The sequence below is a fragment of the Komagataeibacter oboediens genome, from assembly GCF_003207815.1.
GTDB classification, from domain to species: domain Bacteria; phylum Pseudomonadota; class Alphaproteobacteria; order Acetobacterales; family Acetobacteraceae; genus Komagataeibacter; species Komagataeibacter oboediens.
Map to the genome: position 1 here is coordinate 55,947 of NZ_NKTX01000001.1, position 15,377 is coordinate 71,323.

14 protein-coding genes are annotated in these 15,377 nt (G+C 64.3%); 11 read left to right on the forward strand and 3 right to left on the reverse strand.

Features of this window, described 5'->3' with window-relative positions; translation table 11 throughout:
• Positions 1-41: 41 nt before the first annotated feature.
• The 3 genes from CFR80_RS19170 (at position 42) to CFR80_RS00265 (ending at position 3,365) form a co-directional block, all read left to right on the forward strand.
• The gene (locus CFR80_RS19170; protein ID WP_010515054.1) at positions 42-473 is read left to right on the forward strand and encodes a hypothetical protein; all 432 of its coding nucleotides are present in this window, start codon (positions 42-44) and stop codon (positions 471-473) included.
• 48 nt (positions 474-521) lie between these two features.
• Positions 522-1,481, forward strand: coding sequence for an N-acetylmuramoyl-L-alanine amidase family protein (locus CFR80_RS00260; RefSeq protein WP_010515053.1), 960 nt, complete (start codon positions 522-524; stop codon positions 1,479-1,481).
• Between the two features lie 309 nt (positions 1,482-1,790).
• Positions 1,791-3,365: a 2-isopropylmalate synthase gene (locus tag CFR80_RS00265; RefSeq protein ID WP_010515052.1), complete on the forward strand. Its 1,575-nt coding sequence runs from the start codon at positions 1,791-1,793 to the stop codon at positions 3,363-3,365.
• An 89-nt stretch (positions 3,366-3,454) separates the two neighbouring features.
• On the opposite strand, the gene CFR80_RS00270 is transcribed toward CFR80_RS00265, so the two are convergent.
• Positions 3,455-4,021 carry a hypothetical protein gene (locus CFR80_RS00270; RefSeq protein ID WP_010515051.1) on the reverse strand — a complete coding sequence of 189 codons (567 nt, stop codon included), beginning with the start codon at positions 4,019-4,021 and terminating at the stop codon, positions 3,455-3,457.
• Positions 4,022-4,324: 303 nt separating this feature from the next.
• On the opposite strand from CFR80_RS00270, the gene CFR80_RS00275 reads away from it, so the two are divergent.
• The 6 genes from CFR80_RS00275 (at position 4,325) to CFR80_RS00300 (ending at position 10,558) form a co-directional block, all read left to right on the forward strand.
• Positions 4,325-5,371, forward strand: a complete 1,047-nt coding sequence (locus CFR80_RS00275) for a rod shape-determining protein (RefSeq protein WP_010515049.1) — start codon at positions 4,325-4,327, stop codon at positions 5,369-5,371.
• Between the two features lie 144 nt (positions 5,372-5,515).
• Positions 5,516-6,430 carry a rod shape-determining protein MreC gene (mreC, locus tag CFR80_RS00280; protein ID WP_010515047.1) on the forward strand — a complete coding sequence of 305 codons (915 nt, stop codon included), beginning with the start codon at positions 5,516-5,518 and terminating at the stop codon, positions 6,428-6,430.
• A complete protein-coding gene (locus CFR80_RS00285) occupies positions 6,427-6,993 on the forward strand; it encodes a hypothetical protein (protein ID WP_010515045.1) in 567 nt (188 codons plus the stop codon). The genes mreC and CFR80_RS00285 overlap by 4 nt, the downstream gene beginning before the upstream one ends.
• 36 nt (positions 6,994-7,029) lie before the next feature.
• The gene (gene mrdA / locus CFR80_RS00290; RefSeq protein WP_048856171.1) at positions 7,030-8,949 is read left to right on the forward strand and encodes a penicillin-binding protein 2; all 1,920 of its coding nucleotides are present in this window, start codon (positions 7,030-7,032) and stop codon (positions 8,947-8,949) included.
• A gap of 62 nt (positions 8,950-9,011) precedes the next feature.
• Positions 9,012-10,166 (forward strand): rod shape-determining protein RodA, encoded by a 1,155-nt coding sequence (gene rodA / locus CFR80_RS00295; RefSeq protein WP_048856172.1) that lies wholly within the window; start codon positions 9,012-9,014, stop codon positions 10,164-10,166.
• Positions 10,166-10,558 (forward strand): DUF3293 domain-containing protein, encoded by a 393-nt coding sequence (locus tag CFR80_RS00300; RefSeq protein WP_010513986.1) that lies wholly within the window; start codon positions 10,166-10,168, stop codon positions 10,556-10,558. Before rodA ends, CFR80_RS00300 begins: the two co-directional genes overlap by 1 nt.
• 94 nt (positions 10,559-10,652) lie before the next feature.
• Here the strand turns inward: CFR80_RS00300 and glyS are convergent, their stop codons facing one another.
• Both glyS and CFR80_RS00310 read right to left on the reverse strand, forming a co-directional pair.
• A complete protein-coding gene (gene glyS / locus CFR80_RS00305; protein WP_110507004.1) occupies positions 10,653-12,713 on the reverse strand; it encodes a glycine--tRNA ligase subunit beta in 2,061 nt (686 codons plus the stop codon).
• A 7-nt stretch (positions 12,714-12,720) separates the two neighbouring features.
• Positions 12,721-13,611: a glycine--tRNA ligase subunit alpha gene (locus CFR80_RS00310; protein ID WP_010513984.1), complete on the reverse strand. Its 891-nt coding sequence runs from the start codon at positions 13,609-13,611 to the stop codon at positions 12,721-12,723.
• A 210-nt stretch (positions 13,612-13,821) separates the two neighbouring features.
• Here CFR80_RS00310 and CFR80_RS00315 point away from each other — a divergent pair, with 210 nt between their 5' ends.
• Entirely contained in the window at positions 13,822-14,580 is a 759-nt protein-coding gene (locus tag CFR80_RS00315) for a DUF2076 domain-containing protein (RefSeq protein ID WP_010513983.1), read from the forward strand.
• 75 nt (positions 14,581-14,655) lie between these two features.
• Positions 14,656-15,309 carry a DNA oxidative demethylase AlkB gene (gene alkB / locus CFR80_RS00320; protein WP_010513982.1) on the forward strand — a complete coding sequence of 218 codons (654 nt, stop codon included), beginning with the start codon at positions 14,656-14,658 and terminating at the stop codon, positions 15,307-15,309.
• The last annotated feature ends 68 nt before the right edge of the window (positions 15,310-15,377 follow it).

The window sequence follows — 15,377 nt, forward strand, 5'->3', positions numbered from 1 at the left end:
CGCGGGCGGACAGGCCATGGCTGACATGCGGATGCGGCGCCGTGGCGCCGCCCGCGTTCGGGCATGGGGTCATCGCATGTGCGGCAAAAACCCGCGTGGTGTTCAATCCATCCTCGGTCATGGCTGGGGAGGGCGCGGCCCGGCCTTATTGCCGGGGCGGGACCTTCCGTATCGACGGGTATGCCATCCGGTTTCCTGTCGATGGGGAACACCGGCGCGGCAGCGTCAGGTCGTGCGCGGCATGTGCCCCCACGCCGTGGCGTGGCCGGAAAAAGCCGGTAAGCGTATGCCGCGCATGCATGATGCATGCCGGATGGAGAAAATCATGCCTTCTGGCATCCTGCCGTTTCGGACATGCCAGCAAGGCAGCCGGACTTGGCGTGGTCCATCACGGCTGGGAAGCATGGCGCAATGAATCCATTCCTGCAAGGGGGGCGTGCGTTTATCCCGCTGACGCCCGGCCCGTACGGTGATAAGGGAAGCGGACGGACCCATAACTGTTTTTGACCGGAACAAGATGCATGCCGACAGGCCGGCCGGATGGAAATGATGCCCACCCCCGCGCGCCATGGCGCGATGACAGGCATACGCGCGTGCCCGACCTGACGCGGCGCATGCTGGTGGGTGGGCTGACGGGGCTGGTGCCGTCGGCAGCGCTGGCGCGGGTGACGGCGCATGCGCCCGTTCATGCCCATGTGCCCGCCGCAGCCGCCCGTCATGTCGCCCATCCGGCCCATGCGCCGCTGCACGCCCCCGCCATTGTGGGCCGCGCCGCGCCGCCAAAACCGCTGGTCATGCTGGATCCCGGCCATGGCGGCAAGGACCCCGGCGCGATCGGTATTTCCGGCACATACGAAAAGCATGTGGCGGAAGCCGCGGCCAGCGAACTGCAGCGCCAGCTTGAAGCCAGCGGGCGGTACCGCGTCGCGATGACGCGCGCGGATGACCGTTTCATCCCGCTGGAAGGACGGGTGGACATCGCCCACAGCCACAGGGCGTCGCTGTTCATATCCATGCATGCTGATGCCCTGACCAACCGCGCGGTGCGTGGGGCCAGTGTCTATACCCTGTCATCAAAGGCGTCGGACCGGCAGACGGCCATGCTGGCGCAGACGGAAAACAGCGCCGACCGCTATGGCGGCCCGCAGGTACATGCGGATTCGCCCGAAGTGCAGGAAATCCTCGCCAGCCTCGTGACCGAGGAAACCCGTCACGGCGCCGCCCACATGGCCAGCAGCATTGTCACCGCCTTCCGCCCGCGTATCGGGCTGTTGCAGCATCCTTCGCGCCATGCCTCGTTCGTGGTGCTGAAATCGGCCGATATCCCCTCGGTCCTGGTGGAGATGGGGTTCATGTCCAACCACATGGACGAAGCCGCCCTGCGCCAGGCCGCCCACCGCATGGTGGTGGCCGGAGCCATGGTGCAGGCGATCGACCGCTATTTCGCAACCGATAGCATGGTGACGCATGCCACGGGCTGACGCGGCGCGTGATGGGGAAAGCGGGCGCTTTTACGGTTGCAATCGGGGTTCGGGCCTGTATTGTGCGCGCCATGGTAGCGATAGCGCACATTGCTGGGGCTGGAACGGGCGCACACGCGCACCTGTCCGCGCGCGCATGTGCTGGTGCCGGGCTTCTTCGTCTTCGACTTATCCGCCCCTGAGCGATCAGGGCCGGCTGCGTGCCGGCGCGCCCAGGGGATCTGATCTCGCCGGTTCACGCCGGCCTGCGAACACGAATGACAGGGGCACGCAACCGTACCGCCTCCCGTCCCACAAGAAGGTATTACCATGAGCATCGACCATCCTTCCTTTGGCCGTATCGACCCCAATCGCGTCATCATCTTCGACACGACCCTGCGTGACGGGGAGCAGTCGCCCGGTTTTTCCATGAACCTCACGGAAAAGCTGCGCATGGCCGAAGCGCTGGAGGAACTGGGCGTGGACGTGATGGAAGCGGGCTTTCCTGTCGCGTCGAAGGGGGATTTCGACAGCGTCTACCAGATCGCGCAGAAGGTGAAGGACACTGTCGTATGCGCGCTGGCGCGCAGCGGCGGCAGGAACGACATCGCCAGCGCGGGCGAGGCGATCCGGCCGGCGAAGCGCGGGCGTATCCACAACTTCATCTCCACCTCGCCGCTGCACATGAAGTACAAGCTGCGCATGGAGCCCGAAACGGTTCTGGAGGTGATCGAGGCCGGCAACCGCGCCGCCCGCCAGTTCACCGATGACGTGGAGTGGTCGGCCGAAGATGGCTCGCGCACCGATCCCGATTTCCTGTGCCGCTGTGTGGAAACCGCCATCCGCGCGGGTGCGACCACCATCAACATTCCCGACACCGTGGGCTATTCCACGCCCGAGGACATGGCCCGCATCTTTGCCGACCTGCGCGCCCGCGTGCCGGGTGCGGACGGGGTGATCTTCTCCACCCACAACCACAACGATCTGGGGCTGGGTGTTGCCAACACGGTCGCCGCGCTGAAGGCCGGGGCACGGCAGGTGGAATGCACCATCAACGGCATTGGCGAGCGCGCGGGCAACGCGGCGCTGGAGGAAATCATCATGGTGCTGCGCACGCGCCATGACGTGCTGCCGTTCACTACCGGCATCCATACCGAGCGCCTGCTGCGTACCTCGCGCATGCTGGCCACCATCACCGGCTTTGACGTGCAGCCCAACAAGGCCATCGTGGGCCGCAACGCGTTTGCGCATGAAAGCGGCATCCATCAGGATGGCATCCTGAAAAACGCCGCGACGTATGAGATCATGACGCCCGAAAGCGTGGGCTGGACCCGGTCGTCGCTGGTGCTGGGCAAGCATTCGGGGCGCGCGGCCTTCCGCGACAAGCTGAAGGCGATGGGCTACGACAATCTGGAAGAAGCTCAGTTCAACGAGGCTTTCAGCCGCTTCAAGGATCTGGCCGACCGCAAGAAAGTCATCTACGACGAAGATCTGGTGGCGCTGGTCGATGATGAAGTGCGTGATCACGCCCGCATCCGCTTTGTCTCGCTGGACGTGACCGCCGGATCCCGCCGTCCCGCCACGGCCGATCTGGTGCTGGAAGTCGATGGTGAGCGCAAGGAAGGCCATGCAGAAGGGCAGGGACCGGTTGACGCCGCGTTCAACGCGATCCGCGCCATTGTCGCCCATGACGCCACCCTGCAGCTGTATTCCGTTGGCGCCGTGACCGAAGGCAGTGACGCGCAGGCCCGCACCTCGGTCCGTCTGGAAGAGGGCGGCAAGCTGGTGGACGGGCAGGGGGCGGATGCCGATACGCTGGTTTCAGCCGTGCGCGCCTATGTCCATGCGCTGAACAAGCTGCTGGTCAAGCGTGATCGTGCGGAACCTGCAGCGCTGGATGCCTGACCGCCTGCCGGGCCGCTTCTGGTAAAACACCCCGCCACGGGACAGTCCGTGGCGGGGTGTTCTGTTGTACGGGGCCTGCTTCGCGCGGATCAGTAGCCGTCATATCCTGCGGGATACGCGCCTTCCTGCGGATAGGCGCCCTGCTGGGGATAGCCTTCCTGCCCGTATCCGGTGGACTGGCCGTAATACCCACCCTGCTGCTGTCCGTAATATCCGCCCTGCTGCCCGTAATAACCACCCTGCTGGGGATAGCTGGGCTGGGCATAGCCATAGCCGCCGCCCTGTTGCTGGGTGGGATAGGCTGCGCGCGGCGCGCCTGCGGCCTGCGGGCAGGACTGGGGGGGATAGCCCGGCGGCAGCACGCGCCCGTCGGGGCATATGGTGGACGGGGCTTCCGTGCGGGGGCGGCGCGGGGGTGTTGTCGCGGCCCCGATCGCAGCCCCGCCGGCGCCACCGGCCAGCGCGCCGATGGCCGCCCCGCGCCCGCCACCGGCCAGGCCGCCGATCAGCGCACCGCCGCCTGCGCCCAGCAGGCCGCCGCCAATGGCGCGCTGGCCGGGATCGCGGGTGTCCTCGCACGCGCCAAGGCCAAGGCACAGCCCCGCGGCAAGGAGCGCCGTCGGGCGGATGGTCATGCGGGGAAATGTAATCTTCATGTACGTTTTTCCGGTATCGCGGACATGGATGGCACAATGACATCCCTGCCGCCTGAGGCTACAAAATGGTATGGCCCATGTGGTTTGGCCATGACGAAAGCGGGGCATTTTGTAACAATCGCCCAAAGTGTGAAGATTTTAACAAATTAAAATTGTCTGGCCTCTTGCCCCTCCCTGTCTGCGCCGGTAATCCCTCAACCTGATCCAGACGGTTTTCGACGTTACGCAGGTATGCCGTGAGGGCATGCATTGCCGGTCGGGATGTGGGACGGTCCTGTCTGGTGTTGTTGTCGGGAGTTCTGGATGTTTGCTCGTGTACTGGGTCTGCTTTCCGCTGACATGGCGATCGACCTCGGCACGGCGAATACGCTGGTTTACGTCAAGGGGCGGGGTATCGTCCTGAATGAACCGTCGGTCGTCGCGCTGGCAGAGGTACGGGGCAAGAAACAGGTTCTTGCAGTCGGTGAGGAAGCCAAGCAGATGGTTGGCCGTACCCCCGGCAATATCACGGCCATCCGCCCGCTGCGTGATGGCGTGATCGCGGATTTTGAAGTTGCGGAAGAAATGATCAAGCATTTCATCCGCAAGGTGCATAACCGCCGCATGTTCGCCAGCCCGCTCATCATCGTGTGCGTGCCCTCCGGCTCGACCGCGGTAGAACGCCGCGCGATTCAGGAAAGTGCTGAAAGCGCAGGCGCGCGCAAGGTGTTCCTGATCGAGGAACCCATGGCCGCTGCCATCGGCGCGGGCCTGCCCGTGACCGAACCCTCGGGCAGCATGATCGTCGATATCGGTGGTGGCACGACGGAAGTGGCCGTGATCTCGCTTGGCGGTATCGTGTACGCCCGTTCCGTGCGGGTGGGTGGCGACAAGATGGATGAGGCGATCATCTCCTACATCCGTCGCAACCATAACCTGCTGATCGGTGAAAGCTCGGCCGAACAGATCAAGATCCACCTCGGCTCCGCCATGCCGCCTGATGACCCGGATGATCCGGGTCCGTGGCGCGAGGTCAAGGGGCGCGACCTGATCAACGGCGTCCCGCGTGAAGTCGTGGTGTCTCAGGCGCAGATTGCCGACAGCCTGGCCGAACCGGTCAGCCAGATTCTTGACGCGGTGACCACGGCGCTTGAAAATACGCCACCGGAACTGGCGGCCGATATCGTGGACAAGGGCATTGTCCTGACGGGTGGCGGTGCGCTGCTTTACCGTCTGGATGAAGTGCTGCGGCGTGAAACCGGCCTGCCGGTTACGGTGGGTGAGGACGCGCTGTCCTGCGTGGCGATGGGCACGGGGCGCGCGCTGGAGGAAATGAAGCGTCTGCGCAATGTACTGACAAGTATGTACTGACGAACGGGACAAGTGCGCTGCCTGCTGCGGATGGAGGGCAGCGTGCTGATGGGGGAGACGCAGGACGATGCAGGTCCGGCGATCAGGCAGTATTGGACGACCCGGCAGGCGTGACGTAACCGTTGCGCGTGGAAAGGTGGGCTGATGCCTGTTTCCATCCAGTTCCGTCAGGCGCTTGGCAAGCTGGTGCTGCCTGCGTTGATCCTTGTGGCCTGCGGGGTGATCCTGCTGGGCAAGGCGGATCGACCGCTTATTGAAAAACTGCGCATGCAGACGGCGGACCTGCTGGCCCCGGCCTACGGGCTGGTGGCGTGGCCGCAGGCGAAGCTGCGCTGGCTGTCGGGCAACCTGCAGGACATCCGCAACCTTGAAGCCGAGAATATCCGCCTGCGCGCCGAAAACGTGTCGCTGCGCCACTGGTATGACGTGGCGGCGGCGCTGGCAGATGAAAATGCCGCGCTGAAATCAAACCTGCACTGGATTCCTGATAATGCGCCCGCCTTTGTCACCGGGCGCGTGGTGCGTGATACCAGCGGGCTGTACGCGCGTGCCGTTCTGCTGGCGATCAATCCCGACACGGCAGTCCGCAAGGGCGGGATCGCGCTGGATGGATCGGGGCTGGTGGGCAGGGTTACCGAAGTGGGCAAGCGGTCGGTGCGGGTACTGCTGATTACCGATTCGTCCAGTCGCCTGCCGGTCACGCTGGAATCCAGCCACGCGGCAGCGATCATGGCGGGGGACAATACCGCCCTGCCGCGCATCATCTTCTATCCTCAGGACAATGCCCCGATCGAGGGCGAGCGTGTCGTGACCAACGGGGAAATCGAAAGTCTGCCCGCCGGCCTGCCGGTGGGGCATGTGCATTACCTGCGCCCGGGACAGCCGGTTGTGGTGCCGGCCGCCGCGCTGGACCATGTCGATATCCTGCGGATATTCGATTACGAGGACAGCGTATCCCCGCCGGATGCGCCGGGGCGCGTGCCGCTGCCGTCCGTCGGGCGCACGCTGTCCCTGCCGTCACAGTTCCAGTCTCACCCTGATCAGGGGCTGCATGGATGAAAAACTTCACGCCGCCCCCCATCCGGCCCGGCATCCACCCGCGTTCGGGGCTGGGTTACCTGATCGACAACGGCGTGCGCAGCAGCATACCGTGCCTGTTCGTGTTTTTCGTGACGCTGGTGCTGTCGGCACCGCTGAACCTGCCGGGGCAGGTGGAACTGATGCCGGCCATCATCATGGCCACCATTTTCCTGTGGTCGGTCTTTGTTCCCGCCTTCATGCCGTCGCTTGCGGTGTTCGTGCTGGGAATATGGGCGGATATCCTCAGCTTCGGGCCTGCCGGGGTCATGCTGCTGATGATGCTGATCGTGCACGGGGTCGCGCTGTCGGGACGCTATACGCTGGCACGGGTCAATTTTTTTGTACTCTGGTTTGTGTTTGGCGTGGTGATGGTGGGCGTTACGGCGCTACAATGGGTGCTGTGTTCCGCACTGGCATTGCATATTGTGGAGTTTCTACCCTTTGTTTTCGAGACAGTCCTGGCCATCGGCAGTTTTCCTGTCCTGTATACAGGGTTTGTCTGGACCTACCGTTTTGTCGTCAATAACGCGGATCCTTCCTGAAGCGGATGCGATAGTGCGCCCGTGCCGGATAAATGAATGAAGTTTCGTAAGAAGAAATCCGGCAACCGGCTCATGTCCCGTCCCGAGGAAGGCAAGAATCCTTCCCGTGGCGTATTCACCCGCCGTGCCCTTTTGCTCATGGCAGCGCAGGGCGCGGTGCTGGGTGCATTGGGGGAACGTCTGTACGGGCTTCAGGTTCTCAATGGCAGTCATTATGCGAAGCTTGCGGAAAACAACCGCCTGAGCAAACGCTTCTTCGCGCCGCCGCGCGGGCGGATCACGGACCGGTTCGGCATTTCGGTTGCATCCAACCGCATCAACTGGCGCGCGCTGCTGCTGGCGGAAGAAACCACCGATATTCCCGGCACGCTGGAACGCTTTGCCCAGCTTGTGCCGCTGGAACCGCGTGACCTGACGCGTATCGAACACGAATTGCGTCACAAGCGGCGGTTCATCCCGATCATGCTGCGTGATTTCCTGTCATGGGATGACATGGCGCGGCTGGAACTGAACATGCCCTCGCTGCCCGGCGTGCTGATCGACGTGGGCACCACGCGCGTCTATCCCTTTGGTCCGCTGCTGGCGCATGTGGTGGGATATGTCGCTCCGCCTGCGGAAAAGGACGTCGTGCATAATGCCGAGCTTGCGCTGCCGGGCATGCGTGTCGGTCGTTCAGGGATCGAGCAGACGCAGGACAGCAGCCTGCGCGGGCAGGTCGGCTCCGTCGAGATGGAGGTCAACGCCGTTGGCCGCGTCATGGCCGAACTCGACCGTGACGAGGGGCTGGCGGGTGACGAGATCGCGCTGACGATCGACAGCGGCCTGCAGCAGCAGGTGCTGGGCCGTATTGCCGACCAGTCGGCCAGTGCCGTGGTGATGGACTGCCGTAATGGTGAGGTGCTGGCCATGGTCAGCAACCCGTCCTTTGATCCCTCCCTGTTCGATAGTGGCGTAAGCCAGGCCCAGTGGATCGAATGGACCAACAACAGCCAGACCCCGCTGATCAACAAGGCGGTGTCGGGGCTGTATCCCCCCGGTTCCACCTTCAAGCCCGCCGTGGCCATGGCGGCGCTGCGCGCGGGCACGCTGTCACCGTCCGACAGGATCAGCTGCCCCGGTTACATTGACGTGGGCGGCACGCGGTTCCACTGCTGGTCGCGCTACGGGCATGGGTCGATCAACCTGCGCCAGGGGCTCAAGTATTCCTGCGACGTCTTCTTTTACGAAGTCGCGCGCCGGACGGGGATGGATGCGATCGCGGCCACGTCCGAACTGTTCGGGCTGGGGGCGAAACTGCCGGATATCGAACTGCCCCATGTGCGGCAGGGCCTGATCCCCACGCCAACGTGGCGGCGCAAGCATGGGCATCACTGGAATGGTGGCGATACCATTGTCAGTGGCATCGGGCAGGGCTTCGTGCAGGTCACCCCGCTGCAACTGGCGACCTACGCATCGCGCATTGCCACGGGGCGGGACGTGCAGCCGCACCTGATCCGGTCCATCGCGGGACGCACGGCGGCGCTGGCCGATCTTGGCCATGCGTCGGGCATGGATATGCCGGATCATTTCTTTCAGGACATCCGTGCGGGCATGTACGCAGTGGTGAATGAAGAAGGCGGCACGGCGCCCAAGGCCCGGCTGGATATTCCGGGCGTGCAGATGGCGGGCAAGACCGGCTCGGCGCAGGTGCGTCGCGTGTCCCGCGCGATGCGTGAAAGCGGCCACTTCAATTCCGCCAACCTGCCATGGGAGTACCGCCCCCATGCGCTGTTCATCTGCTATGCCCCGTATGACGCGCCGCGTTACGCCACGGCGGTGGTGATCGAACATGGCAATGCGGGCGCTGATGTCGCGGCCCCCCTTGCGCGTGATATCATGACCGATACCCTGCGCCGCGACCCGGTCAACCACCGTGAACCGCCGGGACAGGAAGTGGCGCAGGCCGAAGTGGATTGACCTGCCCCCAGGCACCTCCTGGGGCCAGCCATGCCATTGCCGTGCCAGATGTGGAGAATGGAATGAAATTCCAGAAGCGCCTTCTGCGTGCCGAACCCAATTTCCAGATCCTGACCAAGCTGTGGCAGGTCAACTGGCTGTACGTGCTGCTGATCTGCGCGCTGGCGGTAGTGGGATATGGGGCGCTTTATTCAGCGGGCGGCGGTACGTCGCGGCCGTTCGCGGGGCCACAGTCCATCCGCTTCTGCTTTGGTGTGGTCATGATGCTGGGCATTTCGTTGATGAGCCCGGCCATTCTGGTACGCATGGCGTGGCCGCTCTATATATTCTCCCTCATCCTGCTTGTGGCCGTGCTGCGCATGGGGCACGTGGGCAAGGGGGCGGAGCGATGGCTCATGCTGGGTGGCCTGCAGGTGCAGCCATCGGAACTGGCGAAGATTGCCCTTGTCCTGATGCTGGCGGCGTGGTTTCACAAGATCAGTTACCGCCGCATGGGCAATCCGCTGCTGCTGGTGCCCCCTGCCATCATGGTGCTGGTGCCGGTTGCCCTTGTGCTCAAGGAACCCAATCTTGGCACCGCCGTTATTATCGGGACGGTGGGGGCCTGCATGTTTTTCGCCGCCGGCATGCGGCTGTGGCAGATCGCGCTGCTGATCCTGCCCATGCCGTTTCTGGCCAAGATTGCCTATGGCCACCTGCATGATTACCAGAAGGCGCGGGTCACGACCTTCCTGCACCCTGAAAGCGACCCACTGGGGGCGGGCTACAATATCATCCAGTCCAAGATTGCGCTGGGTTCGGGGGGCATGTGGGGGCAGGGATACCTGCATGGTACGCAGGGGCAGCTGAACTTCCTGCCTGAAAAGCAGACCGACTTCATTTTCACCATGATTGCCGAGGAATGGGGCTATGTCGGCGGCATTACCGTTATCGGCATGCTGCTGCTGCTGGTCTTTGGCGGCATGCTGATTTCCATGCGCAGCCGCAACCAGTTCGGGCGGCTGCTGGGGCTGGGTATTTCAGTCAACTTCTTTCTCTACTGCGCAGTCAACCTGTCCATGGTGATGGGGGCGATCCCGGTGGGTGGCGTGCCGCTGCCGCTGATTTCCTATGGCGGGTCGGCCATGCTCATGGTCATGTTCGGTTTCGGGCTGCTCATGTCCGCCTGGGTGCACCGGAATGATACCTTTGGTGAAACGGCGGACAAGAAGGACTGATGGCAGGTATCCTTCCCCCGACCGTCGCCGTTCACCGCGCCTATCGGCTGAGTACCTACCATGTGCCCGGCCTGCCGGTCATCCGCATTGGCCACAGGCCGCGCTGGCGCGGTCGGGCGCCAGAAGGGGATATCGTGCTGCTGAGCGCATGCAACCCCGGCGGCAGGCTGTATGCGGATGGCTGGAACCGGCGGATGATGCATGCGCTGGCGCAGTACCTGCGCGACGTACCCCATGCATTGGGGAAGGGGCGGCTGGGCCGGTGGTCCGAACCATTATATGCGGTGCAGGTGCCGCTGGCACGCGGGCTGCGTCTTGCACGGCTGTTCCGGCAGAACGCGGTGGTCGTGCTGCATGGTGCGCGGCGCGCGCGGCTGGTGTATCTGGCCTGAGACCTGCGGACAGGCCGCAGTATCTTTCAGAAGTTTTTGGGTGCCGCTTTTTTTTTAAAAAGGTGGCACCCAAAAACTTTTATCAGCAGGCTGTTCAGCCCTCGATCTGGCTGAAATCGGCGATCAGCACCGTCATGCGGCGCAGTTCCGACAGAAGCCGCAGGCGGTTCGCGCGCACGGCGGGATCAGCGTCATTCACCGTGACCTTGTCAAAGAACTGGTCAAGGGCGGGACGCAGGGCGGCCACGTCACGCATTGCGTCTTCGTAGCGTTCCTGTGCGATGGCCTGCTCAACTGCCGGAATGGTTTTCTGAAGCTGGTCAGCCAGCGCCTTTTCCTCGGGCTGGGTATACAGTGCGGGGTTGGGCGTGCCTTCATGCGGGCCGTCCTTGCGGTCCTCGATGCGTAGGATATTGGCCGCGCGCTTGGTCGCCGCCAGCATGTTGCGCCCGTCCCCGGTTTCCAGCATGTCGGCAATGGCCTTCGCACGCGCCAGCAGGCGCACGATGTCCGTATCCGTATTGCCAACCGATACGGCGGCCAGGATGTCATGCCGCGCGCCTTCGCCACGTAGCTGCACGCGCAGGCGGTCGGCCACGAATTCCGGCAACACGTCAAGGTCGGGGGCAAGGCGCATGGCTTCGGGCAGGCCCTGTGCCGCTTCCCAGAACACCTTGGCCAGATCCAGCCGCAGCCCGTTTTCGCGGATGATGCGGATAACCCCAAGGGCTGCACGACGCAGGGCGTAAGGATCGCCCGATCCACCCGGCTTTTCGCCCACGGCGAAGAAGGCGACCAGCATGTCGATTTTGTCCGCCAGCGCCACCGTGACCGAAACCGGGGCATGGGGCACGTCATCGTGCGGCCCGCGTGGCATATAATGCGCGCCAATGGCATCGGCCACGGCGTCGGGTTCGCCATCGTGGCGGGCGTAATAGGCCCCCATGACGCCCTGAAGTTCAGGGAACTCGCCTACCATGCCGGTGGTCAGATCTGCCTTGCACAGCAGGGCCGCACGTTCGGCCTGTGCCGTGTCCGCACCCGTCAGCGGGGCCAGCAGGCCGGCAAGACGGACAATGCGCCGCACGCGCGCGCCCTGGCTGCCAAGCGATGCGTGGAACACGATCCTGTCCAGCGCGGGCACGCGGCTTTCCAGCGTGCGGGCGCGGTCAAGGTCCCAGAAATGGCGGGCATCGGCAAAGCGGGCGCGCAACACGCGTTCATTGCCTGCAATGGTCAGCGCGCCGCCGTCGCTGGGCACCAGGTTGGCGACGAAGGCAAAGCGGGGTGCGGCCGATCCATCGGCATTGCGCAGCGCGAAATATCGCTGGTTCACGCGCATGGACACCTGCATCACCTCGGGCGGCAGGGTCATGAATTCGTCGTCGATCTGGCCAAGGAAGGGCACCGGCCATTCGGTCAGTCCCGCCACTTCGTCAATCAGGCCGGGATCAGCCACGGCGCTCAGCCCTTCCTCGGCCGCCAGGCCTGCCACACCTTCGGCAATGGTGGTGCGGCGCGCGGCGGCGTCGGGTTCGACCTGGTGTGCGCGCAGGCCATCCAGCCATTCCTTCGTGCCGGTTACGGCAAACGCGCCCGGGGCGGTGAAGCGGTGGCCTTCGGTCAGGTTGCCGGATTTCAGGCCATGGCCGTTATCCTCGCCTTCCGCCAGCGTGAAGTCCACGACCACGCCATCAAGGATGCATACGATCCGGCGCAGGGGCCGCACCCATGTAAAGGCGCTGCCAACACCCCAGCGCATGGATTTGGGCCACGGAAAGCGGCGCAGCAGGCCGGGCAGGACGGCTGCGATCTGCTGTGCCGCGGGAATGGCGGGAATATCCCGGTGCAGTACCCAGAATCCGTTTTCCGCCACCAGCGCATCACGCTCCACCCCATGCTTGCGCATGAAGCCGGCCAGCGCCTTTTCCGGCGCACTTTCACGCGGGCCGCGTTCATTCACCGTGCCGCCGGGCACCATGGCATCCACCGTAAGCGACAGCGCGATGCGGCGCGGGCCTGCGAATGCCGTGGCATCGCGCGGGTTCAGCGGGGCGAGTGCCTCGCACACCAGGCGTTCAAGGTCCTGCGCCCCGCGCGCCTGCATGCGGGCGGGGATTTCCTCGGAAAAGAGTTCGATAAGAAGTTCGGGCATGTTCTTTTTATTCCTCGCCCGCCAGCCACGCTTCGCAGCAGCGTTTGGCCAGCGTGCGGACGCGGCCGATATAGGATGCACGCTCGCTGACGCTGATCACGCCGCGTGCGTCAAGCAGGTTGAACAGGTGGCTGGCCTTCAGGCACTGGTCATAGGCGGGCTGGGCCAGGCCCGCTTCGGCAAGGGCGGTGGATTCGCGCTCGGCATCGATGAAGTGGCGGTGCAGCATCTCCACGTCCGCCACCTCGAAGTTGTGGCGGGAATAATCCTGCTCCGCGCGCAGGAACACGTCGCCGTATTTCAGGCCCTGGCCGTTGAAATCGAGGTCATAGACATTCTCGATTCCCTGCACGTACATCGCCAGGCGCTCCAGCCCGTAGGTCAGTTCGGTCGAGGGCATGACGGTGGGAATGCCGCCCACCTGCTGGAAGTAGGTGAACTGCGTCACCTCCATCCCGTCGCACCAGACTTCCCACCCAAGGCCCCATGCGCCGATGGTGGGGTTTTCCCAGTCATCCTCGACAAAGCGGATGTCGTGTTCCAGCGGGTCGATGCCGATGGCGCGATAGCTGTCCAGCAGCAGCTTCTGGCTGTCTTCTGGCGTGGGCTTGAGCAGTACCTGATACTGGTAATAGTGCTGCAGCCGATTCGGGTTTTCGCCATAGCGCCCATCGGACGGGCGGCGGCAGGGCTGGACATAGGCCGCTTTCCACGGCTTCGATCCCAGCGCGCGCAGCGTGGTATGCGGCGACAGCGTGCCCGCGCCCACTTCCGTGTCATAGGGCTGGAGGATGGCGCAGCCCTGATCGGACCAGAACTGGTGCAGTTTCAGGATCAGCCCCTGAAACGACAGCGGGCGGGAGGATGTAGGTGATCGGGGCACGGGGGCCGGGTCCATGAACAAGATGCTCCGCAAAACGGGGACAGGTATGCACCATCTGGCGCAAAATCGCCGGACAGCATACCGTTATGCGGCCCCGACCGGAAGGTAGGGCGTGCCCTAAGCCCGGATCGGCCATGCATCGCCCGATCCGCCCTTGCTTATTGTGCCCGGACAAACCACATCGGCAGGGAAACGCTATCCCCAGCCCAAGGCAGGACAGACAGGATGAATGACCAGGAACGTCAACTGATCACACAGTTTTTTGCCCGCGTCGGGGGCAGTGCCCCCGGCAGCGTGCCCCAGACGGCCAACGCCCTTCCGCCAATCGACCCGCAGGCCGACCAGTATATCGGGGAGATGTTCCAGAAATATCCTGAAGCCCGCTATCGCATCACCCAGACCGCCGTGGTGCAGGAAGCGGCCCTGGCGGAGGCACAGAACCAGATTCGCCAGCTCCAGTGGCAGCTGCAGCAGGCGCAGCAGCAGATCCAGCAGCTTCAGCAGCAGCCTTCCCAGCCTTCGTCCGGTGGTGGCTTCCTTAGCGGTATGTTCGGTGGCGGGCAGCAGCGCGCGCAGGCTGCCCCGCCGCCGGGCTGGGGTGCAGCCGCACCGTCCGCCCCGCCGCCGCAGCCGGTCTACCCGCCGGGCATGCAGCCGGGCATGTTCCCCGCGCGTGGTTCGGGGTTCCTTGGCTCGGCCCTGACCACGGCGGCGGGTGTCGCCGGTGGCATGATGATGGGCAATGCGCTGACGGGCCTGTTCAGCGGCCATCATGACGCGGGCGGATTCGCCAGCGGCATGCCGCAGCCGGGTAGCGAGACGGTCAACAACTACTACGGTGACAGCGCAGCACCCGCTGCTGGCGCCGATCCGTTTGCCGGTGGTGGCACCAGCGCCGATTCCGGCTTTGACGCCGGTGGTGGCGATGATGGTGGTGGCTTCGACGGCGGCGGTTTCGACGCAGGCGACGATAACAGCTTCTGATCGGCCCCACGGCATGTCAGGGAAAGGGGCACCCATCATGGGTGCCCTTTTTCGTTTGGGGGAAGGGATCGCACCATGATGCAGCACGAATTCATGCTTGATCCGCCACCATATGCGCACTCGCCGGAGGTGCTGGATACGGGGGCATGCGTACTGCGTGGCCATGCCGCGGGCCACGCGGCCGGCATGATTGCCGGGATCAGGGATATCGCGCGGGCCATGCCATTCCGCCGCATGGCGACACCCGGCGGGGGACGGATGTCAGTCGCCATGACCGCATGCGGGGCAGGCGGATGGTGGAGCGACGAACGCGGCTATCGTTATGTCGCCCGGGATCCGGAAACCGGCAGGCCATGGCCCGCCATGCCGGATGCATGGCGCGATTTCGCCACTGAAGCTGCGCGACAGGCAGGGTATGGGGGATTCGTGCCCGATGTCTGCCTGATCAACGGCTACCGCCCCGGTGCCCGCATGGGGCTGCATCAGGACCGGGATGAACGGCTGGACGCGCCGGTGGTGTCGGTTTCCTTTGGCCTGCCTGCAATATTCCAGTGGGGTGGGCTGCGACGTACGGACCCGCTGCGTCGTGTGCCGCTACGGCATGGGGATGTGGTCGTGTGGGGTGGCCCATCGCGACTTGTCTTCCACGGTGTGGCGGTCCTGCGGGCGGGCGATCACGCCGTGACGGGGCCATGCCGGTATAACCTGACATTCCGTCGGGTGGGGTAACCGGTCATCCGGTGTTGAATATTGGGCGGGCATGAAAGTCTTTGGGTGCCGCCTTCATTTTAAAAAGG

What these genes read in the sequence shown, in the direction of transcription:
- CFR80_RS00260 (WP_010515053.1), top strand. Translation starts at nt 522, where the DNA reads ATGCCGACAGGCCGGCCGGATGGAAATGATGCCCACCCCCGCGCGCCA.
- CFR80_RS00265 (WP_010515052.1), top strand. Translation starts at nt 1,791, where the DNA reads ATGAGCATCGACCATCCTTCCTTTGGCCGTATCGACCCCAATCGCGTC.
- CFR80_RS00270 (WP_010515051.1), bottom strand. Translation starts at nt 4,021, where the DNA reads ATGAAGATTACATTTCCCCGCATGACCATCCGCCCGACGGCGCTCCTT.
- CFR80_RS00275 (WP_010515049.1), top strand. Translation starts at nt 4,325, where the DNA reads ATGTTTGCTCGTGTACTGGGTCTGCTTTCCGCTGACATGGCGATCGAC.
- mreC (WP_010515047.1), top strand. Translation starts at nt 5,516, where the DNA reads ATGCCTGTTTCCATCCAGTTCCGTCAGGCGCTTGGCAAGCTGGTGCTG.
- CFR80_RS00285 (WP_010515045.1), top strand. Translation starts at nt 6,427, where the DNA reads ATGAAAAACTTCACGCCGCCCCCCATCCGGCCCGGCATCCACCCGCGT.
- mrdA (WP_048856171.1), top strand. Translation starts at nt 7,030, where the DNA reads ATGAAGTTTCGTAAGAAGAAATCCGGCAACCGGCTCATGTCCCGTCCC.
- rodA (WP_048856172.1), top strand. Translation starts at nt 9,012, where the DNA reads ATGAAATTCCAGAAGCGCCTTCTGCGTGCCGAACCCAATTTCCAGATC.
- CFR80_RS00300 (WP_010513986.1), top strand. Translation starts at nt 10,166, where the DNA reads ATGGCAGGTATCCTTCCCCCGACCGTCGCCGTTCACCGCGCCTATCGG.
- glyS (WP_110507004.1), bottom strand. Translation starts at nt 12,713, where the DNA reads ATGCCCGAACTTCTTATCGAACTCTTTTCCGAGGAAATCCCCGCCCGC.
- CFR80_RS00310 (WP_010513984.1), bottom strand. Translation starts at nt 13,611, where the DNA reads ATGGACCCGGCCCCCGTGCCCCGATCACCTACATCCTCCCGCCCGCTG.
- CFR80_RS00315 (WP_010513983.1), top strand. Translation starts at nt 13,822, where the DNA reads ATGAATGACCAGGAACGTCAACTGATCACACAGTTTTTTGCCCGCGTC.
- alkB (WP_010513982.1), top strand. Translation starts at nt 14,656, where the DNA reads ATGATGCAGCACGAATTCATGCTTGATCCGCCACCATATGCGCACTCG.